This is a genomic window from Mesorhizobium sp. ISC11, from assembly GCF_037162595.1.
Classification (GTDB): domain Bacteria; phylum Pseudomonadota; class Alphaproteobacteria; order Rhizobiales; family Rhizobiaceae; genus Mesorhizobium; species Mesorhizobium ciceri.
In genome coordinates this window covers 6,389,864-6,414,342 of the sequence record NZ_JAVSPW010000001.1, presented here as the reverse complement: position 1 = coordinate 6,414,342, position 24,479 = coordinate 6,389,864, and the positions used below count along the sequence as shown (strand labels likewise).

24 protein-coding genes are annotated in these 24,479 nt (G+C 63.5%); 16 read left to right on the top strand and 8 right to left on the bottom strand.

Annotated features, from left to right (window positions below; genetic code table 11):
* Nucleotides 1-22 precede the first annotated feature (22 nt).
* From RPF88_RS30900 to RPF88_RS30890, 3 genes are all read left to right on the top strand, one after another.
* Nucleotides 23-1,327, top strand: a complete 1,305-nt coding sequence (locus tag RPF88_RS30900; RefSeq protein ID WP_337123826.1) for a DUF6638 family protein — start codon at nt 23-25, stop codon at nt 1,325-1,327.
* A gap of 105 nt (nt 1,328-1,432) precedes the next feature.
* Nucleotides 1,433-2,557 (top strand): DUF2333 family protein, encoded by a 1,125-nt coding sequence (locus RPF88_RS30895; protein WP_013529949.1) that lies wholly within the window; start codon nt 1,433-1,435, stop codon nt 2,555-2,557.
* Nucleotides 2,558-2,870: 313 nt separating this feature from the next.
* Entirely contained in the window at nt 2,871-4,550 is a 1,680-nt protein-coding gene (locus RPF88_RS30890; protein ID WP_013529948.1) for a formate--tetrahydrofolate ligase, read from the top strand.
* Nucleotides 4,551-4,617: 67 nt separating this feature from the next.
* Here RPF88_RS30890 and RPF88_RS30885 read toward each other — a convergent pair whose 3' ends face one another.
* Entirely contained in the window at nt 4,618-5,262 is a 645-nt protein-coding gene (locus tag RPF88_RS30885; RefSeq protein ID WP_127367390.1) for a cysteine hydrolase family protein, read from the bottom strand.
* A gap of 126 nt (nt 5,263-5,388) precedes the next feature.
* Here RPF88_RS30885 and RPF88_RS30880 point away from each other — a divergent pair, with 126 nt between their 5' ends.
* Complete coding sequence (locus tag RPF88_RS30880) at nt 5,389-6,384, top strand: GlxA family transcriptional regulator (protein ID WP_127367389.1); 996 nt, start codon at nt 5,389-5,391, stop codon at nt 6,382-6,384.
* Nucleotides 6,385-6,389: 5 nt separating this feature from the next.
* On the opposite strand, the gene RPF88_RS30875 is transcribed toward RPF88_RS30880, so the two are convergent.
* The gene (locus tag RPF88_RS30875) at nt 6,390-6,947 is read right to left on the bottom strand and encodes a sugar O-acetyltransferase (RefSeq protein ID WP_127370748.1); all 558 of its coding nucleotides are present in this window, start codon (nt 6,945-6,947) and stop codon (nt 6,390-6,392) included.
* 135 nt (nt 6,948-7,082) lie between these two features.
* Between RPF88_RS30875 and RPF88_RS30870 the strand changes: the two genes are divergently transcribed.
* From RPF88_RS30870 to RPF88_RS30855, 4 genes are all read left to right on the top strand, one after another.
* Nucleotides 7,083-7,544 carry a membrane protein gene (locus tag RPF88_RS30870; protein WP_013529944.1) on the top strand — a complete coding sequence of 154 codons (462 nt, stop codon included), beginning with the start codon at nt 7,083-7,085 and terminating at the stop codon, nt 7,542-7,544.
* On the top strand, nt 7,541-8,917 hold the full coding sequence (locus RPF88_RS30865) for an FAD-containing oxidoreductase (protein WP_337123825.1): 1,377 nt from the start codon (nt 7,541-7,543) through the stop codon (nt 8,915-8,917). Before RPF88_RS30870 ends, RPF88_RS30865 begins: the two co-directional genes overlap by 4 nt.
* Nucleotides 8,918-9,043: 126 nt before the next feature.
* Nucleotides 9,044-10,216, top strand: coding sequence for an MFS transporter (locus RPF88_RS30860; protein ID WP_024504527.1), 1,173 nt, complete (start codon nt 9,044-9,046; stop codon nt 10,214-10,216).
* Between the two features lie 86 nt (nt 10,217-10,302).
* The gene (locus RPF88_RS30855) at nt 10,303-11,358 is read left to right on the top strand and encodes a succinylglutamate desuccinylase/aspartoacylase family protein (protein WP_337123824.1); all 1,056 of its coding nucleotides are present in this window, start codon (nt 10,303-10,305) and stop codon (nt 11,356-11,358) included.
* Nucleotide 11,359: 1 nt separating this feature from the next.
* Here the strand turns inward: RPF88_RS30855 and RPF88_RS30850 are convergent, their stop codons facing one another.
* Nucleotides 11,360-12,130 carry an isocitrate lyase/PEP mutase family protein gene (locus RPF88_RS30850; protein WP_024504525.1) on the bottom strand — a complete coding sequence of 257 codons (771 nt, stop codon included), beginning with the start codon at nt 12,128-12,130 and terminating at the stop codon, nt 11,360-11,362.
* Nucleotides 12,131-12,449: 319 nt separating this feature from the next.
* Between RPF88_RS30850 and RPF88_RS30845 the strand changes: the two genes are divergently transcribed.
* Nucleotides 12,450-14,639, top strand: a complete 2,190-nt coding sequence (locus tag RPF88_RS30845; RefSeq protein WP_024504524.1) for an anthranilate synthase — start codon at nt 12,450-12,452, stop codon at nt 14,637-14,639.
* 5 nt (nt 14,640-14,644) lie between these two features.
* Complete coding sequence (locus tag RPF88_RS30840; protein WP_337123823.1) at nt 14,645-15,592, top strand: cation diffusion facilitator family transporter; 948 nt, start codon at nt 14,645-14,647, stop codon at nt 15,590-15,592.
* A 6-nt stretch (nt 15,593-15,598) separates the two neighbouring features.
* Here the strand turns inward: RPF88_RS30840 and RPF88_RS30835 are convergent, their stop codons facing one another.
* From RPF88_RS30835 to RPF88_RS30825, 3 genes are all read right to left on the bottom strand, one after another.
* Nucleotides 15,599-15,985, bottom strand: a complete 387-nt coding sequence (locus tag RPF88_RS30835) for a type II toxin-antitoxin system VapC family toxin (RefSeq protein ID WP_127366666.1) — start codon at nt 15,983-15,985, stop codon at nt 15,599-15,601.
* Nucleotides 15,982-16,227, bottom strand: coding sequence for an antitoxin (locus RPF88_RS30830; protein WP_023760667.1), 246 nt, complete (start codon nt 16,225-16,227; stop codon nt 15,982-15,984). Before RPF88_RS30830 ends, RPF88_RS30835 begins: the two co-directional genes overlap by 4 nt.
* A gap of 66 nt (nt 16,228-16,293) precedes the next feature.
* The gene (locus RPF88_RS30825; RefSeq protein ID WP_275952411.1) at nt 16,294-17,412 is read right to left on the bottom strand and encodes a hypothetical protein; all 1,119 of its coding nucleotides are present in this window, start codon (nt 17,410-17,412) and stop codon (nt 16,294-16,296) included.
* Between the two features lie 102 nt (nt 17,413-17,514).
* Here RPF88_RS30825 and RPF88_RS30820 point away from each other — a divergent pair, with 102 nt between their 5' ends.
* From RPF88_RS30820 to RPF88_RS30800, 5 genes are all read left to right on the top strand, one after another.
* Complete coding sequence (locus RPF88_RS30820; protein WP_064994484.1) at nt 17,515-17,952, top strand: DsrE family protein; 438 nt, start codon at nt 17,515-17,517, stop codon at nt 17,950-17,952.
* Between the two features lie 124 nt (nt 17,953-18,076).
* Nucleotides 18,077-18,856 carry an SDR family NAD(P)-dependent oxidoreductase gene (locus tag RPF88_RS30815; protein ID WP_013529934.1) on the top strand — a complete coding sequence of 260 codons (780 nt, stop codon included), beginning with the start codon at nt 18,077-18,079 and terminating at the stop codon, nt 18,854-18,856.
* A gap of 62 nt (nt 18,857-18,918) precedes the next feature.
* On the top strand, nt 18,919-19,227 hold the full coding sequence (locus RPF88_RS30810) for a putative quinol monooxygenase (RefSeq protein ID WP_013529933.1): 309 nt from the start codon (nt 18,919-18,921) through the stop codon (nt 19,225-19,227).
* Nucleotides 19,228-19,255: 28 nt separating this feature from the next.
* Nucleotides 19,256-19,549 carry a type II toxin-antitoxin system Phd/YefM family antitoxin gene (locus tag RPF88_RS30805; RefSeq protein WP_224675202.1) on the top strand — a complete coding sequence of 98 codons (294 nt, stop codon included), beginning with the start codon at nt 19,256-19,258 and terminating at the stop codon, nt 19,547-19,549.
* A gap of 43 nt (nt 19,550-19,592) precedes the next feature.
* The gene (locus RPF88_RS30800) at nt 19,593-20,696 is read left to right on the top strand and encodes an AbrB family transcriptional regulator (RefSeq protein ID WP_337123822.1); all 1,104 of its coding nucleotides are present in this window, start codon (nt 19,593-19,595) and stop codon (nt 20,694-20,696) included.
* A 7-nt stretch (nt 20,697-20,703) separates the two neighbouring features.
* Here RPF88_RS30800 and RPF88_RS30795 read toward each other — a convergent pair whose 3' ends face one another.
* Together RPF88_RS30795 and RPF88_RS30790 are read right to left on the bottom strand one after the other, a co-directional pair.
* Entirely contained in the window at nt 20,704-21,783 is a 1,080-nt protein-coding gene (locus RPF88_RS30795) for a siderophore-interacting protein (RefSeq protein WP_224621501.1), read from the bottom strand.
* Between the two features lie 125 nt (nt 21,784-21,908).
* Nucleotides 21,909-22,793, bottom strand: coding sequence for a LysR family transcriptional regulator (locus RPF88_RS30790; protein WP_337123821.1), 885 nt, complete (start codon nt 22,791-22,793; stop codon nt 21,909-21,911).
* A 145-nt stretch (nt 22,794-22,938) separates the two neighbouring features.
* Between RPF88_RS30790 and RPF88_RS30785 the strand changes: the two genes are divergently transcribed.
* Nucleotides 22,939-24,474, top strand: coding sequence for an MFS transporter (locus tag RPF88_RS30785; protein ID WP_337123820.1), 1,536 nt, complete (start codon nt 22,939-22,941; stop codon nt 24,472-24,474).
* Nucleotides 24,475-24,479 lie beyond the last annotated feature (5 nt).

Sequence of the window (24,479 nt, the reverse complement as noted above, 5' to 3'; positions counted from 1 at the left end):
ACCCCTTGTGGGAGAAGGCAAGATGAGCCCCGCCAAAAAACCCGATCTCCTGCGCGACAATGAGCTGATCTATGGCCGGCTGCTGACGGTCGACGAGCCGCATCTGATCCAGCGCTACAACAAGGCGCTCGCCGCATTCGGCTTGAAGCCGACCAAGCTGAAGACCTTCCAGATCGATCGCACCGGCTTTTCGCCCGAAGTGGCCGAGGAATGCGACGACTACGACTATCTCGATCCCAACGAGGTCAACCGCCGTTTCATCATCCTGACGCCGTCGCAGATCGACCTGCCGGTGGTGCACACCGCCTTCTCCAACACCTCGCAGCTGATGTTCGAGTTCATGTCCAAGAACCAGCGCACCATCGATGCGCTGACGATCAAGGATGTCATCTACGGCGAGATCGAGGATTCCGTTCCCAAGGTCAACGATATCGAGGACCTGCTGTCGATCAGCCAGGTCGAGTTCAAGGTGCTGTCGGCTGAGGATGTGCTGGGCAAGGCCGCCGAGCTCGGCAAGCTCGTCGACCGGTTGAAGCAGGAGCCCGACGCCTGGCGCGACAGCGCCATGCTGAACCGCATGGTCGAGCTCGCCAAGATCTGCGGCGACATCCGCGAGAACGCGCTGGTGCCCGACCAGGTGATCTTCCGCCACAACGCCTACTGGACCAGCCATTTCGGTGGCCTTTACGTCTTCGTCGACCCGGATGTGACGACGGTGATCAGCGATCCTGCGGCGCCAGGCTTCCGCCGTTCGCGGCCGTGGCAGGTCAGCTATCTCTCCATTAACGACGCCGACAAGGTGTTCAAGTTCCTCGCCACCACCGGCCGCATCGAGTTGCCGCGCGCCTCCTGGGTCGAGGCCTCGGGCTATCTCGAGCACCGCGCCGAGATGGTGGTGCGCGCGCTGATCCGCGATGCCGAGCCGAACCGCAACTTGACCAATGTCGACAAGGTCTGGCTGCAGACCTGGATCCAGAGCCATGCCGACCTGATCACCAGGGACGGCAATTTCCCTTTCCTCAACGCCGCCAAGCGCGAGATCTCCCAGCTCGGCCACCTGAAGATCGAGGATGTCTTCCCGCAGCAGCGCTTCCTGGTGATCCGCGCCAAGCCTGACCATCCTGACGCCTGGCTGACCAACCGGCTGATCTCGGATTTCGTACCGTCGGACTTCGTCTCGCGCTACATCTTCAACAAAGACGGCTTCTACAAGGACTATGGCGGCTTCAGCGACGCCTGGCGATCGCATGTTGTGGACGTTCTCAAAACCACATATTTGAAGGACAAGGTGGCGTTTCGCACGCGCCTCTACGGCCTGACTGACTAGAACGAAATGAACCGTTATTTCGTTCTGACTTCTTGTTTTGGCGCATAATGTTATCCAAAAAGTCTGCAACTTTTTGGCATCATGCTTGAGGGGGGTGACACAGCCATGCTCGATCCGATCGTGAACTTCTTCACCCGCATTTTCCAGTGGATCGGCCGCGGTATCGGGCTTTTGATCGGCGTCATCCTGTGGCCGTTCCTGTGGGCCGGACGCTGGTACACGCAACGCGGCTGGATCCTCAAGGCGGCGGTCGGCCTTGCTCTGCTGGTGCTGATCGGCCTCTATGCCAATTTCTTCTACGCCACCCAGTGGTGGAACAATTTCAACCCGAACTATCCAGACACCTACACGTTCGAGAAGCGCAATGTCTCCGCTGGCGAACAGGTCTCCGCCGGCGCCGGCACCGACACGGCCAAGACCTGCGGCAACTCCGGCATTGCCCAGATCGCCGCCGACCTGACCGACTTCAACGTCAACCAGAATGCCTGGATCTCGTCGATGATCCTCTACAAGCTCGGCCTGTTCGGCATCGACTGGGACAACACGCCGTGGATGGACAACAAGGCCTCCTTCCAGCGCGGCATCAACCAGGCGGTGCGGCGCACGGCGACTGAACTCGCCGACAATCTCGGCCGCGTCCGCACCACCTCGCAGATCGACAGCGATCTGCAGAATGCCCGCGGCAACCTGCAGTTCGACGAGGAGACCTGGTATTTCGGCCTGAACCCGTTCGGCCCCAAGACACCGACGCCGAGCTACTATCGCGACGCCGTGCGCATGCTGCGTTCCTTCAACGCTCGCCTTGCCACCTGCCAGGCGACATTCGACGCCCGCGCCGACAATCTGAAACAGTATATCGACCGCATCTCGTCCGACATCGGCTCGACCTCGGCGATCCTCAAGGAACGCGCCGAGAACCACAACAATGGCTGGTTCGACTTCCGCGCCGACGACCGCTACTGGTTCGCCTATGGCCAGCTCTATGGCTATTACGGCCTGATGAAGGGCGCCCAGGCCGACTTCGAGGACGTCATCAAGGAAAAGCATCTGCAGAACCTCTGGGACACGATGGACTCGCAGTTCGTTTCGGCGCTGAAGATCCAGCCTTTCATCATCGCCAATGGCCGCGAGGATGGCTGGCTGTTGCCGACGCATCTGACGACGATGGGCTTCTATGTGCTCAGGGTGCGCTCCAACATGGTCGAAATCAGCAACGTTCTGACGCAGTAGCGCTGTTCCATTAGGGACCAGGCGATGGTGAATTTGCGCCGTCGCCTCTGTCGCATTCCGTGCATTGTGCGGCTGTTTTAAGACGGCGGAACGACGCGTCCTCTGGCTTCTATACGGCGCGGCAACGGAGCCAGGAAGAACCGACGACAGGTCGGCCGGTCCGCAGAAGAATTTTCTCAAGAGGAAACATAGTTGCATACAAGTTGACGCCGCGGCAGCGACAGGGTTAGAACATGCCCGCGCCCGGTTCCAACCTGCTTGCCAGTAAGACCAAACCCGTCCCCTCCACCGTCCAATCCAGAGGAAAGCCGTCATGGCCGAAGTGAAGTCCGACATCGAGATCGCGCGCGGCGCCAGGAAAAAGCAGATCCAGGAGATCGGCCAGAAGATCGGCATCCCGACCGAACACCTGCTGCCCTACGGCCACGACAAGGCCAAGATATCAGCCGAATTCATCAAATCGGTGAAGGGCAACAAGGACGGCAAGCTGATCCTCGTAACCGCCATCAACCCGACGCCGGCCGGCGAAGGCAAGACCACGACCACGGTTGGTCTCGGCGACGGCCTGAACCGCATCGGCAAGAAGGCGATCGTCTGCATCCGCGAGGCTTCGCTCGGCCCGAACTTCGGCGTCAAGGGCGGTGCCGCCGGCGGCGGCTATGCGCAGGTCGTGCCGATGGAGGACATGAACCTCCACTTCACCGGCGACTTCCACGCCATCACCACCGCACACAACCTGCTTTCGGCGCTGATCGACAACCACATCTACTGGGGCAATGAGCTCGGCATCGACACCCGCCGGGTCGTCTGGCGCCGTGTCATGGACATGAACGACCGCGCGCTGCGCGAGATCATCTGCTCGCTCGGCGGCGTCGCCAACGGCTTCCCGCGCGAGGGCGGTTTCGACATCACCGTCGCCTCGGAAGTGATGGCGATCCTCTGCCTGTCGACCGACCTGAAGGACCTGGAAAAGCGCCTCGGCGACATCATCGTCGCCTATCGCCGCGACAAGTCAGCCGTCTATGCCCGCGACCTCAAGGCCGACGGCGCCATGGCTGTGCTGCTGAAGGACGCCATGCAGCCGAACCTGGTGCAGACGCTGGAGAACAACCCGGCCTTCGTGCATGGCGGGCCGTTCGCCAACATCGCGCATGGCTGCAACTCGGTCGTCGCCACCACGACGGCGCTCAAGCTCGCCGACTATGTCGTCACCGAAGCCGGCTTCGGCGCCGATTTGGGTGCTGAAAAGTTCTTCGACATCAAGTGCCGCAAGGCGGGCCTGAAGCCGGCAGCGGCGGTCATCGTCGCCACCGTGCGCGCCATGAAGATGAATGGCGGCGTCAAGAAGGAAGACCTCGGCAAGGAAAACGTCGAAGCGGTGAAGAAGGGCTGCGCCAATCTTGGCCGCCACATCGAGAACATCAGGCAGTTCGGCGTGCCGGCGGTGGTTGCCATCAACCATTTCTATTCCGACACCGACGCCGAGATCCAGGCGATGAAGGACTATGTCGCCTCGATGGGCGAAGAAGCGATCCTGTGCAAGCACTGGGCACACGGCTCGGCCGGGATCGAGGATCTCGCCAACAAGGTGGTGGCACTGGCCGAATCCGGCGCCTCGCAGTTCGCGCCGCTCTATCCCGATGCCATGCCGCTGTTCGAGAAGATCAACACCATCGTCCAGCGCATCTATCGCGGCTCGGAAGCGATCGCCGACAAGTCGGTGCGCGACCAGCTCAAGGCGTGGGAAGACGCCGGCTACGGCCATTTGCCGGTGTGCATGGCCAAGACCCAGTATTCCTTCTCGACCGACCCGAACCTGCGCGGCGCGCCGACCGGCCACACCGTGCCGGTGCGCGAGGTCAGGCTTTCGGCCGGTGCCGGCTTCGTCGTCATCATCTGCGGCGAGGTCATGACCATGCCGGGCCTGCCGAGGGCGCCGTCCTCGGAAAAGATCTTCCTCAATGAGGCCGGCAATATCGAAGGCCTGTTCTAAAATCCTTCAATTCAAACAGAAAGGGCGCCGCAGCGATGCGGCGCCCTTTCTGTTTTTTCGGATAGCCCTAAGCAGCGCTGCGCGACAGCGCCCGCTGGTTGGAGCCGAAGATCGTGTCGCGCTCCGGCAGCGCGCCGGTCTGCAGGCACTCGACCCATTCGGCGGTCTTGAGCACGGCGGCGAAGCGCGACTGCAGGATGATCGTGACCACGCGATGGATCTCCTCGGCCGAGGCGTAGCCGGCGCTGTTGGCGTAAGGCACCGAGCCGGTCGCATCCGACAGGAACTCGACGGCAAAGCCCATATGCACGGCGTGGATAATGGTCGACAGGTCACAATTATGCGTCATGTAGCCGACCACCGTGATCGTATCGATGGCATTGGCGCGCAGCCAGTCTTCCAGATCAGTGCCGGTGAAGGCGGAGGGCAGGTTCTTTTCGACATAATGGTCGCGCTCGCGCCTAGCGATTTCGGGATGCAGTTCGCCGCCGTGACTGCCCTTGGCGAAGATCGGCGAGGTCTCGGGCGCCATCTGCTTGACGACCACCACCTTGATGCCGGCAGCAGTCGCTGCATCCATGGCGCGTGCCACATTGACGACGCTGTCGCGGAATGGCGGATGCTGGATGGCGAGATTGCCGCCGTCATAATCGTTCTGCACATCGACGACGATCAGCGCCCGGCGCGGCGTGGTGTTGGCTGGGTCAGACATGGTGTTTCCTTTCCGGCTTGAATTCGATGGATGGAAGATAGGCGGGCTGCCAGACAGCCGAAAGTGGCCCGATTGACATCATTCGAAAGAATTGGGACAATCCGCATTCAACCGCTGGAAGCACTCATGACCGACCCGATCATTGCCGTCCTCGCCTTTGACGGCATCAGCCCGTTCCATCTTTCCGTACCGTGCCTGGTCTTCGGCGAGGACAGGACGGCGCTTGGCCTGCCGCGCTTCGACTTCCGCATCTGCGCGGTCAAGGCCGGCCCGATCCATACCGAAGCCGGGCTGACAATTGCCGCGCCGCATGGGCTCGAAGGGCTCGACGGCGCCGATATCGTCATCATCCCGAGCTGGCATCATCTGAGCGAACCGGTATCGCCGCTGCTGATGGAAGCGCTGCGCCATGCGCACCAACGCGGCGCCTTGATTGTCGGCCTGTGCCTCGGCACCTTCGCCATTGCAGCGGCCGGGCTGCTTTCGGGCCGACGTGCCGCGACGCACTGGGCCTATTGCGAACAATTGCAAACACTCCATCCCGACATCGCTGTCGATGCCGCGGTGCTCTACGTCGACAATGGCGATGTCGTGACCTCGGCCGGCGTCGCCGCCGGCCTCGACTGCTGTCTCCACATCGTGCGCGCCCGCTATGGCGCGGAAGCAGCACTGCGGCTTGCTCGCCAGATCGTGCTTTCCCCGCATCGCCAGGGCGGCCAGGCGCAATTCATCGAGCATCCGGTGGCAAGAAGCGCGGACGCCGACCGCTTCACCCAGGCCCTCGACGCGGTTCGCGCGACGCTTGGCGAGGCGCATAGCCTGGACCGCGTCGCCGAGGCCGCCGGCCTGACCCGCCGCACCTTTACCCGTCGCTTTCAGAAATCGATCGGCGCCAGCTTTGGCGATTGGCTGACCAGCCAGCGGATCGAACTGGCGCAGCGTTTGCTGGAAGCGACGGAGAAATCGATGGACATGATCGCCTTCGAAGCCGGCTTCGGCAGCGCCACCTCGCTGCGCCAGCATTTTGCCGCGAGACTGAGGACATCGCCGGCGCAATACCGGCGCGAGTTTTCCAGGCGAGGCGATCAGGAAGAGCGCATGACGTATGTCCTGTCGTCCTGACCTGTTCAGCCCCGCTTGACCGGCCGCGCCGGATTGCCGATCACCGTGGCGTTCGCCGCCACGTCGCGCGTCACCACCGCACCGGCGCCGACGATGGCGCCTTCACCGATGCTGACGCCGCCAAGGATGACGGCTGAGCCGCCGATCCAGGCATTGGCGCCGATCTCGATCGGTCGGGCGACCTCCAGTCCGGCCTGCCGCCCACTGGCCTCCTTGTGATGCTCGGCGCAGTAGATCTGCACGTTCGGGCCGAGCAGCGTTGCCTTGCCGATGCGCACGCTCGCCGTGTCGAGGATGGTGCAGCCGGCATTGAGAAACACGCCGTCGCCGAGAAAGATGTTGAAGCCATAGGCGCAGTGGAACGGCGCCTCGATACGGGCGCCCTCGCCGGCTCTTCCCAGCAGTGCCTTCAGACCCGGCCCGAGATTGCCGCGTTGACGAGGCGGCAGCAAGTTGTGCTCGAACACCGCATCGCGCGCTATCATCCGCAACGACTCCAGTTCGTCATCGAGGCAGGTATACCATTCGCCGGCCACCATCTTCACGCGCTCGCTCTCAGCCATGATGCGGTCTCCAGTTCACGTCCTTGCAAAGCACAAGTGCAGCCAAAAGCGCCGATGCCAGTACTGGTCAAATATTGGACCTATGGTAGCCTGTGACTCAAGGCCGTCTTGGCCCGTGATCGAGGGGGATCGACCATGCTCTACATTCTCGCACTTCTGATCGGCGTCATTGCCGGTCTTCGCGCCATGACGGCGCCGGCCGCCATTGCCTGGGGCGCTTATCTCGGCTGGCTGACGGTTGCCGGCACCTGGGCGAGCTTCATGAGCCACTGGGCGGCTGTCGGCATCTTCACCATCCTGGCCATTGTCGAGTTGGTCACCGACCAGTTGCCGTCGACGCCGAGCCGTAAAGTACCCCAGCAGTTCGGCGCCCGCATCGTTACGGGCGCTTTCACCGGCGCGGTGATCGGCGCCACCGGTGGCGCCACCATCGGCGGCCTGATCGCGGGCGCCATCGGCGCTGTCATCGGCACGCTGGGCGGCGCCGAAGCTCGCGGCCGGCTCGCGGCCGCCTTCGGCAAGGATCCGCCCGCCGCCTTTATCGAGGACGCGGTGGCGATCATCGGCGGCCTGCTGATCGTAGCGGCGGTGGCATGACGACGAAAACCTTCGACGCCATCATCATCGGTGCCGGACAGGCTGGCCCTCCGCTGGCCGGGCGGCTGACGGCCGCCGGCATGAGCGTCGCGCTGATCGAGCGCAAGCTGGTCGGCGGCACCTGCGTCAACACCGGCTGCATGCCGACCAAGACCATGGTCGCCAGCGCCTATGCCGCGCATCTGGCGCGCCGCGCCGCCGACTATGGCGTGACGCTCTCCGGGCCGGTCGGCGTGGATTACAAGGTGATCAAGGCGCGCAAGGACAAGGTCACAAACGACGCTCGCGGCAATCTCGAGACCTGGATTGCCGGCATGGACAAGTGCACCCTCTATCGCGGCCATGCGCGTTTCGAATCCGCCAACACGGTGCGCGTCGGCGACGATCTGCTGACCGCCGAAAAGATCTTCCTCAACACCGGCGGCCGCGCCTCGGTGCCCGACCTTCCCGGCATCCACGACATCGACTATCTGACCAACTCGTCGATGATGGATCTCGACGTGCTGCCGCGCCATCTCGTCGTCGTCGGCGGCAGCTACATCTCGCTCGAATTCGCTCAGATGTTCCGCCGCTTCGGCGCGGAAGTCACCGTCGTCGAGAAGAGCCCGCGCCTGACCGGCCGCGAGGACGAGGATGTCTCCGCCGCCATCCTGTCGATCCTCGAAAACGAAGGCATCGCGGTCCATGTCGGCGCCGACGACATTGCCTTCGCCAGACAGGGTGACGACATCGCCGTGACCTTCTCCGCCGGCAAGCCACCGGCGGTCGGCTCGCATGTGCTGCTGGCGCTGGGGCGCACGCCCAACACCGACGATCTCGGCCTGGAAAGGGCCGGCGTCGAGGTCGACAAGCGCGGTTTTGTCACCGTCGACGACCAGCTGCGCACCAGCGTGCCCGGCATCTGGGCGATGGGCGACTGCAACGGCAGGGGCGCCTTCACCCACACCTCCTACAACGACTACGAGATCGTCGCCGCCAATTTGCTCGACAACGATCCGCGGAGGGTCAGCGACCGGATCGAAGCCTATGCGCTCTACATCGACCCGCCGCTTGGCCGCTGCGGCATGACCGAGGCCGCAGTGAAGAAATCCGGCCGTCGCGCGCTGGTCGGCCAGCGGCCGATGACCCGCGTCGGCCGCGCTATCGAAAAGGGCGAGACGCAGGGTTTCATGAAAATCCTGGTCGATGCCGACACCAGGGAGATCCTCGGCTGCTCGGTGCTCGGCCCCGGCGGCGACGAGGCTATCCATTGTGTGCTCGACCTGATGTACGCCAAGGCGCCCGTCGACACGCTGGCGCGTGCCGTGCACATCCATCCCAATGTTTCGGAGTTGCTGCCCACCATTGCCCAGGAGCTGAAGCCGCTGGCGTGACAGCCCGTTGAAGACCCATTTTTAAAGCTCTTCCTTTTCTGCATCGCTGCAATGCAGCAATGCAGCTTGCGCACGGTGGCGTGCTTCGCGCAGTCTGGAATTGAACCGATTCAGTCTGGACGCACCATGCCCTTGCCGATCCTTGCGCTTGCCATTGCGTCCTTCTGCATCGGCACCACCGAATTCGTCATCATGGGCTTGCTGCCTGAGGTCGCCGCCGACCTCGGCGTGTCGATCCCCGCGGCGGGCCTGCTGGTTACCGGATATGCGCTGGGCGTCGTCTTCGGCGCCCCGATCGTCGCCATGGCCACTGCGCATTTGCCGCGCAAGCCGGTGCTGGTCGGGCTGGCCGTGCTGTTCGTCGTCGGCAATCTGTTTTGCGCCATCTCGCCCAACTACTGGACGCTGATGGCCGCGCGTGTCTTCACCGCTTTCGGCCACGGCGCCTTCTTCGGCATCGGCTCGGTCGTTGCCGCCAGCCTGGTGCCGCGCAACAAGCGCGCCAGCGCTATCGCGCTGATGTTCGCCGGGCTGACGCTGTCCAACATCCTGGGTGTTCCCGCCGGAACCGCACTTGGCGAAGCGTTCGGCTGGCGCTCCACCTTCGTTGCCGTGGTCGGTATCGGCCTGATCTCGGTGGCAGCGATCGCCTGGTTGGTGCCGTCCGATGTCGCCGAGCCAAGCGGTGGCGGCCTGCGCGGCGAGCTGCGCGTGCTGGGCAAGCTGCAGGTCTGGCTGGCCATGCTGATCGCGGCGCTGACCTCCGCAAGCCTGTTCACCGTCTTCACCTACATCAAACCCTACCTCACCGAGGTATCGGGCTTGTCGACCTCGGCAGTCACGTGGGTTCTGCTGCTGTTCGGCGCGGGCATGACCATCGGCAACATCATCGGCGGCAGACTGGCCGACTGGAAACTGATGCCGACAGTGATCGGCACCCTGCTGCTGATGGCCCTGCTTTTCGTTGGATTCAGGCAGTTCGGCGCAATCGCCAGCGTTGCCATCGGCATCGTCTTCCTGTGGGGCCTGCTCATCTTCGTCGTCGTGCCGCCGTTGCAGATCCGGGTCGTCGAGGCGGCCTCCGAGGGACCGAACCTCGCCGCCACGCTGAACCAGGGCGCCTTCAATATCGGCAATGCCAGCGGCGCCTGGATAGGCGGCGTGGCCCTGTCCGCCGGTGTTTCCTATGCCAATTTGCCGCTGGTCGGCGCAGCACTCGCTGTTTTGGCAGTCACCGTCGCTGTGCTGTCGCAGGCGCTGGACCGGCGCGCGCCGGTCATCCCGCTTCCGGCTGAATAGTCTCTTGCGCCCATAGCGCGGCAGGCTGGACCAATCGACATCGGCGCCTTCAAATCGCATGTCTCTCGCTCCTGATGGAGGAAGTCATGCAGAAATCGATCGAACGCATCGCCGGCGAAAGCGAAGGGGTTTCCTACGAATTCCCGCTGTTCCGCTTCACTGGTTCCGACAAGGCTGCTCCTTCGGCCTATCTGCAGGCGGCACTCCATGCCGGCGAGTTGCCGGGTGTCGTCGCCATCGACGCGCTGATGCCGATGCTCAACAAGGCTGAAGCCGAAGGCCGCATCAAGGGCAATCTCACCATCGTGCCCTGGGCCAATCCGATCGGCCGGGCGCAATATCATTTCGGCGAGCATCAGGGCCGCTTTCATCTCGGCACGCGCACCAATTTCAACCGCGGCTTTCCGCTGCTTGCGGCGCCCGACACAGCGCTCTTGCCCGACACCACCCTTGGCAGCGTCGACCAGCGGCTGAAGACGCGGCTGGTGCAGCTGTCGCTCGGCCACGACATCGTGCTCGACCTGCACTGCGATGACGAGGGCCTCGCCTATCTCTACGTCCACACAAGCCTGTGGCCTGGTATGGCCGATTGCGCCGCGGCCATGGGCGTCGACGCGGTCGTGCTGTGGAGCGAAGACACCGACGGCACCTTCGAGGGCGCCTCGATCATGCCCTATCAGAACGTCCCCGCCGATGTGGCCAAGCTCGACCGTCGCGTCGCCACCACCGTCGAATATCGCGGCATCCTCGATGTCGATGGTGCCTTGGCCGCCGCCGACGCCGACGGCCTCTACCGGCTGCTGGTGGCGCGCGGCGTGATCGCCGACAGCGCCCTGCCCGCGCCGGGTCCTTTCACCGGCTTCGTGGCGCCATTGGAAAACATCGACATGATGCCGGCGCCACGGGCCGGTGCCGTGCTCTATGACGTGAAGCCCGGCGACCGCGTCGCCAAGGGCGCGCGCCTCGCCACCATCGTCCATGCACCGGGTGAAGCCGATGGCCGCACCGAAGTGTTCGCGCCGCAGGACGGCATCATCCTGACCCGCCGCTCGCGCCGCATCATCCGCGCCGGCGAAGATCTTCTGAAGCTGGTCGGCGACAGGAAGAGCACTGATGCCCGATCGGGAACGCTGGAGGACTGACTTAGCCCGAAATAGCCAGTCGCGCCTTCGCCTCCAGCCATTCCGCCATCTGCCGGTAAGGCACCGGGCCGTGACTGATGCGGGCGACACCCAGTTCCGCCAGCCGCTGGCGCGGCGGCACATGCGCCAGCGCAATGATGTTGACCGGCAACGCAATTGCCTTGCAGAGCGTCTCGATCAGGCCTTCGTCGCCAAGGCCCGGCGCAAAGAAGCCGTGCGCGCCGGCTTTTTCGAAGGCCTGTGCGCGCTCGATGGCCTGGTCGAGCAGAACGTCATCATGCGCATCCGGTTTCGCCTTGAGGAAGATGTCGGTTCGAGCGTTGATGAACGCCGGTATGCCGGAAGCCTTGACGGCCGCCGCCGCGGCTTCGATGCGCTTTGCCTGCACGGAAATGTCATGCAGGCCGCTGCCACCGACAATCTGATCCTCGAAATTGAAACCGATAGCGCCGGCCCGCAGCGCCAACGTCACCGTGCGAGCGACGATTTCCGGGTCAACGCCGTAGCCGCCCTCGAGGTCCATGGTCACCGGCAGGTCGACCGACCCGACGATGCGCTTGATGTTGTCGAGCGCCAGTTCCAGCGGGATTTTCTCGCCATCGGCGTAGCCGAACGCGGCCGCGACCGGCCAGCTTCCGGTGGCGATCGCCTTGGCACCCGCTTTCTCGATGATCTTGGCCGAACCCGGATCCCAGGCATTGTAGAGGACGACCGGGTTGCCCTTGACGTGGAGGGAATGAAACGTCCGCGCACGCTCGATCTGCTCGGTCATGGTTATTTTCCCGTCTTCCTGCTGTTGGATGAGCACTCTAAGCGGCACTGTCGGCTCTGGCGATGTGCCATGAGCCTGAGAAGCGGCGGCCAACGAACAGACTTTCAAACCTGTTGCGCATCCTTCTTTTCGCAGCTATGGATTTCGCCATGAATATGCGTTCGATCAAGACCATTTGGTGGTGGGCCTGCTGACAGCGGCCTGTTCGAACACGTGCGCGTGAATAGAGAGGGTGGCCGCAACGGAAAGTCCGGGCGGCCATTTGTTTTTTCCAAGCCATTCCCGGGTCCGTTGCCCCAAGAAGCTGATGGAGACGGCAATGACGATGAAGGTTCTGGAAAACGGCGCGGAAAGTTTCGTGACCGCGGGTGGCATCACCATCACCCGCGCGCGCCACGACCGGCCGTATGCGGGCGCGATCGACGCTTACGTCGACGGCCTGAATTCGCGCCGCGGCGCGGTGTTTTCCTCCAACTATGAATATCCCGGCCGCTACACGCGCTGGGACACCGCCATCATCGACCCGCCTCTGGTTGTCTCCGCGCGCGGCCGCGCCATGCGTATCGAGGCGCTCAACGGCCGTGGCGAGGTGTTGTTGCCGGTCATCGGCAAGGCGCTGGATAGCCTGGCCGATATCACCATCGCCGAGACATCGAAAAGGCTCATCCGTCTCGACGTCGCCAAGCCCGGCCGTGTCTTCACGGAAGAAGAGCGCAGCCGTGTTCCTTCGGTGTTCACCGTACTGCGCGCCATCACCGCTCTGTTCAAGACCGAGGAAGACGCCAATCTTGGTCTCTACGGCGCTTTCGGCTACGACCTCGCCTTCCAGTTCGACCCGGTCGACTACAAGCTCGAACGCAAGCCAAGCCAGCGCGACCTGGTGCTGTTCCTGCCTGACGAGATCCTGGTCGTCGACCATTATTCGGCCAAGGCATGGACCGACCGCTACGACTATGCCGGCGAGGGTTTTTCGACCGAAGGGCTGCCGCGCGACGAAATCTCCGAGCCGTTCAAGAGCCCCGACCGCATCCCGCCGCGCGGCGACCATGAACCCGGCGAGTATGCCGACCTGGTGCGCAAGGCGATGGATTCGTTCAAGCGCGGCGACCTGTTCGAGGTCGTGCCGGGCCAGATGTTCTACGAGCGCTGCGAGACGCAGCCGTCCGAGATTTCGCGCAAGCTGAAGGCCATCAATCCGTCGCCCTATTCCTTCTTCATCAATCTGGGCGAAGGTGAATATCTGATCGGCGCCTCGCCCGAAATGTTCGTGCGCGTCAACGGCCGCCGCGTCGAGACCTGCCCGATCTCGGGCACCATCAAGCGCGGCGACGACGCAATTTCCGACTCAGAGCAGATCCTGAAACTGCTCAACTCGAAGAAAGACGAATCCGAGCTGACCATGTGCTCGGACGTCGACCGCAACGACAAGTCGCGGGTCTGCGAGCCGGGTTCGGTGCGCGTCATCGGCCGGCGCCAGATCGAGATGTATTCGCGCCTGATCCATACGGTCGACCACATCGAAGGCAGGCTGCGCGAAGGCATGGATGCCTTCGATGCCTTCCTGTCGCATGCCTGGGCGGTCACCGTCACCGGCGCGCCGAAGCTATGGGCCATGCGCTTTATCGAGCAGAACGAGAAGAGCCCGCGCGCCTGGTATGGCGGCGCGATCGGCATGGTCAATTTCAACGGCGACATGAACACCGGCCTGACGCTCCGCACCATCCGTATCAAGGACGGCATTGCCGAAGTGCGCGCCGGCGCCACATTGCTGTTCGACAGCATTCCCGAGGAAGAAGAAGCCGAAACCGAACTGAAGGCATCCGCCATGCTCTCCGCCATCCGCGACGCCAAGACAGGCAATTCCGCCAGCACCGAGCGCACCACCGCGCGCGTCGGCGACGGCGTCAACATCCTGCTGGTCGACCACGAGGACAGTTTCGTCCACACGCTGGCCAATTATTTTCGCCAGACCGGCGCCAACGTCTCGACCGTTCGCTCGCCGGTGCCTGAGGAAGTCTTCGACCGGCTGAAACCCGACCTCGTCGTGCTGTCGCCCGGCCCCGGCACGCCGAAGGACTTCGATTGCGCCGCAACCATCAAGAAGGCGCGCGCCCGCGAACTGCCGATCTTCGGCGTCTGCCTTGGCCTGCAGGCATTGGCCGAGGCCTATGGCGGCGAACTGCGGCAGCTGCACATACCGATGCACGGCAAGCCGTCGCGCATCCGCGTCTCCAAGCCCGGCATCATCTTCTCGGGCCTGCCCAAGGAAGTCACCGTCGGCCGCTACCACTCGATCTTTGCCGATCCGGTGCGGCTGCCCGACGATTTCATCGTCACGGCCGAGACCGAGGACGGCGTCATCATGGCCTTCGAGCACCGCAAGGAGCCGATCGCCGCAGTGCAATTCCACCCGGAATCGATCATGACGCTCGGGCACAATGCCGGCATGCGCATCATCGAGAACATCGTCGCCCACCTGCCGCGCAAGGCCAAGGAAAAGGCCGCCTGACGATCATGGCCGAAGCCGGGAACACGATGGCGATCGCGGCCAAGGCGGCCGCGAAGCGCAAGGTCGCGAACCTCGCCTTCTGGTCGATCATCGTCGCCTTTGTCGTGCTCGCGCTGAAAGCTGCCGCCTGGTACGTCACCGGCTCAGTCGCACTCTATTCGGACGCACTGGAATCGATCGTCAACGTCATCGCCTCGGTCGCCGCCTTCTGGGCGATCCAGATCAGCCACAAGCCGGCCGACCAGGATCATCCCTTCGGCCATCACAAGGCCGAGTATTTCTCGGCAGTGCTGGAAGGCGTGTTGATCGTGCTTGCCGCGCTATTGATCCTCAACGAGGTCTGGCGCTCCTGGCAGACTCCGTCACCCTTGGAACAGCCTTGGGAAGGTCTTGCGGTCAACGGCGTTGCCACGATTATCAACGCCTTCTGGGCCTGGACGCTGATCCGCGCCGGCAGGGCGGAGAAATCACCGGCACTGGTCGCCGACGGCAACCACATCATGACCGACGTGGTGACCTCGATCGGGGTCTTCGGCGGCCTGGTCGGGGCGATCCTGACCGGTTGGCAGATCCTTGACCCCGCACTTGCCGTCCTCGTGGCTTTGAACATCCTGTGGCAGGGCTGGCATGTCATAGGCTCGTCGATGAACGGCCTGATGGACCGCGCCGTCGACACCCAGGAGCACATGCGCATCCGCGACGTCATCTCGGCCAACTGCAAGGGCGCACTTGAAGTGCACGACCTCAAGACGCGCATCGCCGGCCGCGCCACCTTCATCGAGTTTCATCTGGTCGTCGACGCACACATGTCGGTCGGCGCCAGCCATGTCATCTGCGACCGCATCGAGGATGCGCTGAAGGCCGAAATCCCCTCGGTGCGCGTCACCATCCATGTCGAGCCCGACGACGAGGCCAAGCTGCCCAAGGGCACCACGGCCGTGCCGTTCGCATGAGGCGGTTCACCAGGTCTCGATTGAGAGATCTTTGATCCGCTCGAATTCCCGGACATTACGGGTCATCAGCGCAAGGTTCCGAGCGCGCGCTTGCCCTCCGATCAACGCATCGTAGGGACCGATCGGAGTTCCTAACGTCGCAAGCGTTGCCCGAATCTCCCCAGCATGTCTTGCGTCTTCTCGGTCGAATTCGAGCACCGGGAACAGCAGAGCTTCGATGCGCGCCAAATTTTCAGCCCTTCGCTGGCTCTTTTCAGCACCATAGTGCAGTTCGTGCGCGACGATCGCAGAGAGGGCAAAGTCCTGCGGCCTGTGCCGTTTTAGCAGCGCCAACAGACCCGCGTCGCCCTTGATGACCGCGATGACGGCATTGGTGTCGAGCAGGTAGATCACTTGAAAACGTCATCCAAGGCAGGTCGATCCTGCCCGTCTTGACGTTCGAGCGCCGCCTCGGCGAAATCGTTATCAAGCGGTCCGATCACTTGGTCTAGCCACGCCCAGTCCTGCGCAAGCGGTTCCAGAATGACGGTTTGCCCGTGACGGCGGATCGAAACCTCATCTGTTTCGAAACGGAACTCCTTGGGCAGACGCACAGCTTGTGACCGGCCCGACCAGAACACTTTCGCCTTGTCCATCACGCTATCCTCAAATGAGATATAGCAAAGATATATCCCTTCATGGCGACGTAGACAAGTCCGAGCTCAGGGCGAGCAGGCCGATTGCGGCATTGGCTTCAGCCGATAGACCTTGTCGTCGGATTTCGTCTTTCCGGCGTCCGCCTTCGAACACAGGTCGACGATTGCAAGCGCGCTGTTTGGGTTGGCCAGCATCATCGTGCCGTTGGCGCCACGCTTGAGGAAAATCTCCTTCTGCGCGATGTCGCAGGAGAAATCGCTCATCTTCGTGCTGGCCGCGCAGCGCCACTGGTCGGCTTCGCCCTGGCAGGAATAGGTCTGCGTCACCTTAGCCGATTTCTGCCGTGTGGTGACGGTAACGGCAATGTCGGCGCCGTCTGGCCAATTGGCAGTGTCACCGCCCGAGGCGAAGGACGCCAGTTCTACCTTGCCGCGGAAAACCCGGATCGACTGGGTGAGTTGATCGGGGTGCGAGCCGAGATGCGCTGCATCGTAGTCGCGCCCATAGCAGAACGCCTGGTCCGGCTTCAGCCGCTCGCGTAGCGGAGCTCCGAGCGCAGCGGCGACTGGGTCGATGCGCGCGAACTCCGCCTGGCAGGTCGCTGCCGGCATCGGGTCGAGGCGGAAATTGTCATCCTCCGAGCCGAGCGCCCGCCTGTCATATTCCGCTGCGCCAAGCTCCTCTTCTGATCCGGCATCGAGATAGATGTCGGGCTGCAGATCCGAGAGGAACAGCCGACCCTTGTCATCGACCTTCAGCGACGCAAGCGTCCGGTCGCATTCCATGCCGCAATGGACCGGGCCCGTCTTGCCGTCCTCGGAAGCATGATTGCACCAGCCGCCGGCCCATTCAGGCGACTTGGCGCCGCGGACGGTGGTGGCGATGAAGGCATTGTAGGACGTGTCGGAATTCCCGGTCGGTTCCTCGTTCGGCCGGCTGACCGGATCATGGCCGTAGTAGAAGAAGATCCGCGCCACCTTCTGCTTCGGGTGCGCCTTGAGATGCGCCGCATCATAGACGCGGCCGAAACAGGCATCAGCGCCGTTCGGACTGAGTTCGGTAAGCTTCAGCGCATCGTCGGCGGAGGCCGATCCGGCAAGCGCGCCGAGCAGCACGGCGCAAAACCCGGCGCCGGCAACCGTCTTCCATTCCCCCAACCCAAACGCCCATTCCTTCAACGCCATGTGACCTCTCCTCCGCATCGAAAGGACGCAACGGCAATTTATGCTAGTATTGCGGCTGGAGTCACGCAATTCGCGGTCAGCCGCCAAGCGGAGGAGGATGCCATGCGCCGGCGCGATATGTTCCGCGCGGTTCTTGCCGGAACCGGAACGCTTCTCGGACTGCGGGCAGCACAGGCAGCCGCCACCGAGCCCACAAGGCAAAAAGTCGCCTACCACTTGAGCGACACCGACAAGGTCAATTTCGTGCTCGGCAACATCAAGAACCATTATGAAGGCACCGGCGGCAAGGTCGACATCGTGCTGGTCGTGCATGGTCCCGCGCTCGCGGCCTTCAAGTCGAAAGGCATATCGGCCGCGATTTCCGGGCGCTTCGCCGGCCTGGTGCAGCAGGGATTGGAACCCCACGCCTGCGCCAACACCATGCACGGCATGGACATTACACTCCCCGACCTGCTCGCCGGATTTCATGCCGCCGACAAGGGCGGCGTCGTCAAACTCGCCGAACTGCAAGGCCAGGGTTACGCCTATCTGCGTCCGTAGGCGGTTTGTTTGACGCAAATCCCCCGGGGAAAGCGCTCACACTTTTCCTTGAATTGCTCCAAGGCTTGAACACCGGGGTGGCAAGGGCCTACGAAGGGCAGGCAGACATCCCGGAGGAAGAACCGTGCCAGCCACCACACTCAGCATACCCGATCTTGCCGGCAAGGCAGTGCTGGTTACCGGTGCATCGACCGGCATCGGGGCGGCGCTCGCGCTGGCCTATGCAGCGCAGAAATGCAAGGTGGCGCTGCATTATAACTCGAGCCGCGACGCCGCCGAGAAGCTCGGCCTGACGATTGCCGACAAGGGCGGCGAGGTGTTTCTCGTCCAGGGCGATTTCTCCGTTGCCGCCGATGTCGAGCGCGTCGTCGAGGACAGTGCGCAATATTTCGGCCGCCTCGACGGGCTGGTCAACAATGCCGGCGGCATGCTCGGCCGCATCCCCTATGCCGAGCAGACCGAGGCGCATTACGATGCGGTGATGGACCTCAACGCCCGTTCGGTGCTGACTGCTTCGCGCAAGGCGATCCCGTGGCTGAAGAAACAGGGCGGCTTCATCGTCAACACCTCCTCGATCGCCGCGCGCAATGGTGCGGGCGGCGGCGCCGGGCTTTACGGCTCGGCCAAGGCTTTCGTCTCCAATGTGACGCGTGGCATGGCCAAGGAGCTGATCGGCTTCGGCATCCGCGTCAACGCAGTGGCGCCCGGCACCATTCTCACCCCGTTCCACGAGCGCTATTCGACCGACGAGCAGATCAAGGGCATGGTCGCCACCATTCCGCAGGGACGCGCCGGCACGGCGCAGGATTGCGTCGGCGCCTATCTGTTCCTCTCTTCCGACCTTCTCAGCGGCTACATCACCGGCCAGGTGATCGAGGTGAATGGCGGCCAGTTGATGCCTTGAACGGCTATCGGCATACTGGCGATCTGCACGCTCTTGTCGAAACCTCAAAGGGAGACAACGGAATGTACGGACTGATCGGCAAGATGCGGGCGTCGCGCGGCCAGCGCGACGCGGTCATGGACCTCCTGCGCGCCAGCACCGGCGCCCTGCCGGGCTGCCTGAGCTATATCATCGCGCGCGATCCCGCGGACGCCGACGCGATCTGGGTCACCGAAGTGTGGACCGACGCCGAAAGCCACAAGGCCTCGCTGCAGCTTCCCGAAGTCCAGGCGGCGATCGCCAAGGCGCGGCCGTTCATCGCCGGCTTCGAATTCCAGGTCGAGACCCACCCCGTCGGCGGCTTCGGCCTAGCCGACAGCAAGACGGGGTGAGTTCGATGCCAATTTTGAGGAGCAATCTTTGACGCAGACAGTAAACATTCGCGATGCGAAAGCTCATCTGTCGCGCCTTGTGAGACGTGCAGCCCAAGGCGAGTCGTTTGTTATTGCCAAAGCCGGCAAGCCGTTGGCCAGAATCGTGCCGATCGAACAGCCGACGCTGCAGGCGCGACGGGTCGGTTTTATGGCCGGCCAGTTTTCCGTCCCCGACGATTTCGACCGCATGGGTCGCAATGAGATCGAGCAACGGTTCAACGCCGGCTTGCGAGACCTGTTACTCGACACCTGGGCGGGTGAAACAATCATTTTTCTGTGAATCGCGGTTCGCATTTTTCGCCCTGCGGGTCTAAGAGCGAAACATGGATTCCTCGGCCGAGCAGCCCTCCCCGGACCTGCCCACACTCGAGCGCATGGCGCGGATGCGCAAGCTCTGGCAGTGGCTTGCCCTGCTGGTTGTTTCCTTGCTGTTTGCCGGCGCGCTGGAACTCGCCGCCCTGCCGGCGGCGCTGCTGATCGGGCCGATGCTGGCCGCCATCGTCGCCGGCACCAATGGCGCCACGGTGCGCGTGCCGCGTCTTCTGTTCGGCGCCGCCCAGGCGATCGTCGGCTGCCTCGTCGCGGCGTCGATCTCGGCCGACATCTTTCCGGTCTTCTACAAGGAATGGCCGCTGTTTCTTGGCGTCGTGGTGGCCACCGTCACAGCCTCCAGCCTGCTCGGCTGGCTGATCAGCCGTTGGCGCATCCTCCCCGGCACCACCGCCGTCTGGGGCTCGTCGCCGGGTGCGGCCACCGCCATGGTGCTGATGGCGGGTGCCTTCGGCGCCGATCAGCGGCTCGTCGCTTTCATGCAATATCTGCGCGTCATCTTCGTCTCGATGACGGCGGCACTCGTTGCCAAGATGTGGGTCGACACGTCTAAGGTCGAAATCCCCGCCATCGTCTGGTTTCCGCCGATCGATGCCCAAGCCTTCGCCGCCACCATCGGCATCGCGGTCGTAGGCGGCCTGGCGGGAAAGTTGTGCCGACTGCCCTCGCCCTTCTTCCTCGGCACCTTCATCTTCGGCACCGTCGTCCATCTCGGCTTGGGCGTGGAAATGCAATTGCCGCAATGGCTGCTGGCCGTCAGCTACGCCATGGTCGGCTGGTCGATCGGCCTGAACTTCACAAGGGCGATCCTGCGCCATGCGGCGCGCGCCTTGCCGCAGATCATCGCCTCGATCGTGGCCTTGATCGCCTTTTGCGGCGGCCTTGCCTTCATGATCAGCCATCTCCTGGGCATCGATCCGCTGACCGCCTATCTGGCGACCAGCCCCGGCGGCATGGACAGCATCGCCATCATCGCTGCAGCAGCGCAGAACGTCGACATCTCTTTCGTCATGGCCCTGCAATCAGCACGCTTCCTGATCGTGCTGCTGATCGGCCCGAGCATGGCGCGGCTGGTGGCGAGAAGCGTCAGGCAATAGGCAGCGACTAGTCCTCGCCGCCCTCGCCCATGCTGTGCGCGTCCCGGCGCCAGTAGGCCGTAACCAGGTGGCGGTCGCGCGGCAGGCCCCACTGTTTACGCACGATCTTGCGGATCTCCCGGAAATCACCGAATTCGCAACTGGCCCAGACGTATAGGCCGTCGGCAAGCGCCATCTGATTGCGCTCACGCAAGGCGGTCGACAACAGGCCCGCGGTGCCGGCCTCGCGGCCGTGCCGGTAAAGCCAGGTGATGTCGATATTATCCCCTTGCGCCAGCGCCATCCGGTCGTCCGGCCCATCGATCTCGATCAGCGCCTCAGCGCGTGTTGACGGCGGCAGATCTTCCAGAATCCTGCCTATGGCGGGAAGTGCTGTGTCGTCGCCGAGCAGAAGCAAGGTCTGCGCCACCGGAGCGTCGCCGCCACCGGGTCCGATCATGCCGATGACATCTCCCGCCCGTGCATTTTGCGCGAAGCTGGCGGCGGGCGTCTCCTGGCCGGGGTGCAGCACGAAATCGACATCGAGCCAGCCGCTTGCGGCATCCAGCGCCCGGATCGTGTAGACCCGCACGGCAAGCGCATCGTCGCCCGAAGGCCAGACAATCAAGCCATCGGCACCCATCGACGGCCAGAGCGGCTGGCGGCCAGCCGGCGGCAGCAGCAGCCGTATGTGCAGGCCGCCATGGCTAAACCGGCCGAGATCCTTACCGGCGAAGCGCAGACGCTGCATATGCGCCGAGATCCGCGTCGACGACATCACCGTGATCTCGCGGAAGAAGACCGGCATGCCGGCGTCAATGCCGTCGCCTTGCCAATGGATGCCCCTGGTCGTGCCGAGATGTTCGGCGACATGGCCGGCAACCGTCATCTTCATGTAGGACAGGCAGGTTTCGTCGGACGCCGCGACGCGGATCAGTACGCTTTCATCATCGAGCGTGGCGCTCAACGAACCATAATAGAGGCGAAGCTCCCATTGGTCGGCGACGCCGGTGTCGATCTCGAATTCGCTGTGCTCGGCGCGCAGCCGGTCCATCACCGACCTGATCGCCGCGTCGCTGATCCGGGTTTGCGCGCTCAATTGGTCCATCATTCAAGTCCTTTGCAACAGTTCGGGGCAAGCGCCGCAGCGCCACCGCGGTCAGCGGCATGCCACAGCCGCTCAAGCGCTTCCACACAAACATGACTATCACAGTCATATTATGCGATGAACGCCTAGCGCGCCGCAAGGCGATCGGGAAGGAAATCGACGAACACGCGCACCTTCGGCGACAAATGGCGGTTGGAAGGCCACAGCATCCGGAACTGGCCACGGCCGTCGACATGACCGTCGAGAACGGTACGCAGCCTGTCTTCGTGCAGCGCCTCACGCACCAGGAAATCCGGCATGCAGGCGATGCCGAGGCCGGCGATCGTGGCGCCCTTCAATGCTTCCATGTTGTTGCAGGTCAGCATCGACCGGATCTGCGGTTCAGCGCTTCCGGTTATGAACGGCCACTCCAGCAGCCTGCCGCTGTTGAGGAAGCGGAAGTTTATGCCGAAATGCCTGATGATATCCGCCGGCTCGCCGGGTGTGCCATGGCGCTCGAGGTAGGAGGGCGCCGCGCACAGCAGCATGCGGAAGGGCGCAACGGGTCTCGACACGAGGCGCGAATCAGGCAGCTCGCCGCTGCGGATCGCGACATCGATGCCCTCGTCGATGACGTCGACGATCCGGTCGTTGAAATCGATATCGAGCTCGATCTCGGGATAGCGGGCCATGAACTCCGACAGCACCGGCAGCAACAGATGATAGGTGACGATCGGGGTGGATATGCGCAGCCGCCCACGCGGTGTTTCCCGTGTCCGCGACAGCATCGCCTCGGCATCGTCGATGTCGTCGAGGATGCGGCGCACCCGCTCGTTGAACAGCTTGCCCTCTTCCGTCAGGCCAATGCGCCGCGTGCTGCGCTGCAGGAGCCGCACGCCGAGTTCCTGCTCGAGCCGGGCGACACTTTTGCCGACAGCGGAAGCCGAGATGCCAAGCGCCCGTCCGGCAGCGACGAAACTGCCGAATTCGGCGGTGCGGGCAAAGGCCAGGAGCCCGTTGAGACGATCCATCGTGTCATTCCATTCGAGCGTTTCAGTCCGATATACCAGGAGATATAACACTATTCTTCCTGAAATGCCGACGACCTATCTTGTCATCACGACCGGCTCCGCAATCGCGGCCCACCGGCGAGTGCTGTTTCAGATAGGAAAATCCATGACTTCCAGGACCACAACCGGCTCTGCCGAGAGATGGCTCGTGCTCTTGTCCGTGTGCCTTGCCGCGATGACGATGCCATTGACCTTCACCGGTCCGGCCGTCGCTCTGTCGCGCATCGCCGCCGATCTCGGCGGCAGTCCCATCGAGCTCAACTGGGTGACCAACGCCTTCATGCTGACCTTCGGCGCCACCCTGATGGCGTCGGGCGCCCTGGCCGACAACCACGGCCGCAAGCGCCTCTTCCTCGTCGGCCTCTCCCTCTATATCCTGGCATCACTGGGCGCGATGCTGGCGCCGGACATCATCTGGTTCGACATCTTCCGGGCCGTGCAGGGGATCGGCAGTGCGGCCGCCTTCGCTGGCGGCGCCTCGGCACTCGCCCAGGAATTCGAAGGGCCATTGCGGCTGCGCGCCTTCAGCTTCCTCGGCACCAGTTTCGGCATCGGCCTCGCCTTCGGCCCGATCGCGTCGGGCCTGCTCATCTCCGCATTCGGCTGGCGGTCGATCTTTCTTCTGGTTGCGGCACTCGCGATTGCCGCCGCCATGCTCGGCCTGCGCACCATCAGGGAATCGCGCGACCCGGATGCGACGGACCTCGACTGGGCGGGAGCCGGCACCTTCACGATCGCGCTGGCGTCGCTGACCTATGGCGTGCTCCAGGCGCCGCAGAGCGGCTGGGCTGATCCCCTCGTCGTCACGCTTCTGGCCGCTTCTATCATCTGTTTTGTCGCCTTCGTCGTTGTCGAGCGGCAAGCACAACGGCCGATGCTCGATCTCACGCTGTTTGCCTACCCCCGCTTCGTCGGCGTCCAGTTCCTGGCTGCGGCACCCGCTTACGCCTTCGTCGTCCTGCTCGTCCTGTTGCCGATCCGTTTCATCGGCATCGAAGGGATGAACGAGATCAAGGCCGGGCAATTGATGATCTGCCTCTCAGGTCCGCTGCTGATCCTGCCGATGCTCGCCGGCCAGCTGGCGCGCTGGATCGCACCGGCCACCATCTGCGGCGTCGGCCTGCTCGTCGCTGCCGCCGGGCTTGTCTGGCTGAGCCTGACACCACCGGTCGATAGTGCGCTGATGGCGCCGCTGATGCTGATCGGCGTCGGCATCGCTCTGCCCTGGGGATTGATGGACGGGCTTGCGGTCAGCGTCGTGCCAAGGGAGCGCGCCGGCATGGCGGTCGGCATCTTCAACACCACCCGCGTCGCCTGCGAGGGTGTGGCGCTGGCGATCGTCATGGCGACGCTTTCCGGCTTTGCCGCCGCGCAGCTCGCCGCACAAGGAATGGCATCTTCGACGGACGCAGCGGCGGCAGCCCAGTTGCTGGTGACCGGCAATCTCGGCGAAGCAGCACAACATTTGCCCCAAGCCGGAGCCATTGTTCTGGTCCAGGTCTACGAGACGGCGTTCGACAGGCTGCTGATCGTGTTGGCGGCGATCACCGTCGTCACCGCCCTTGTCGTCTTCCTTGGCCTGCGTCGCGTATCGGCTTCGGAGCGCGAAACCGCCGCCCTGCCGGCATGCCAGGAAGGGTAGCCGTC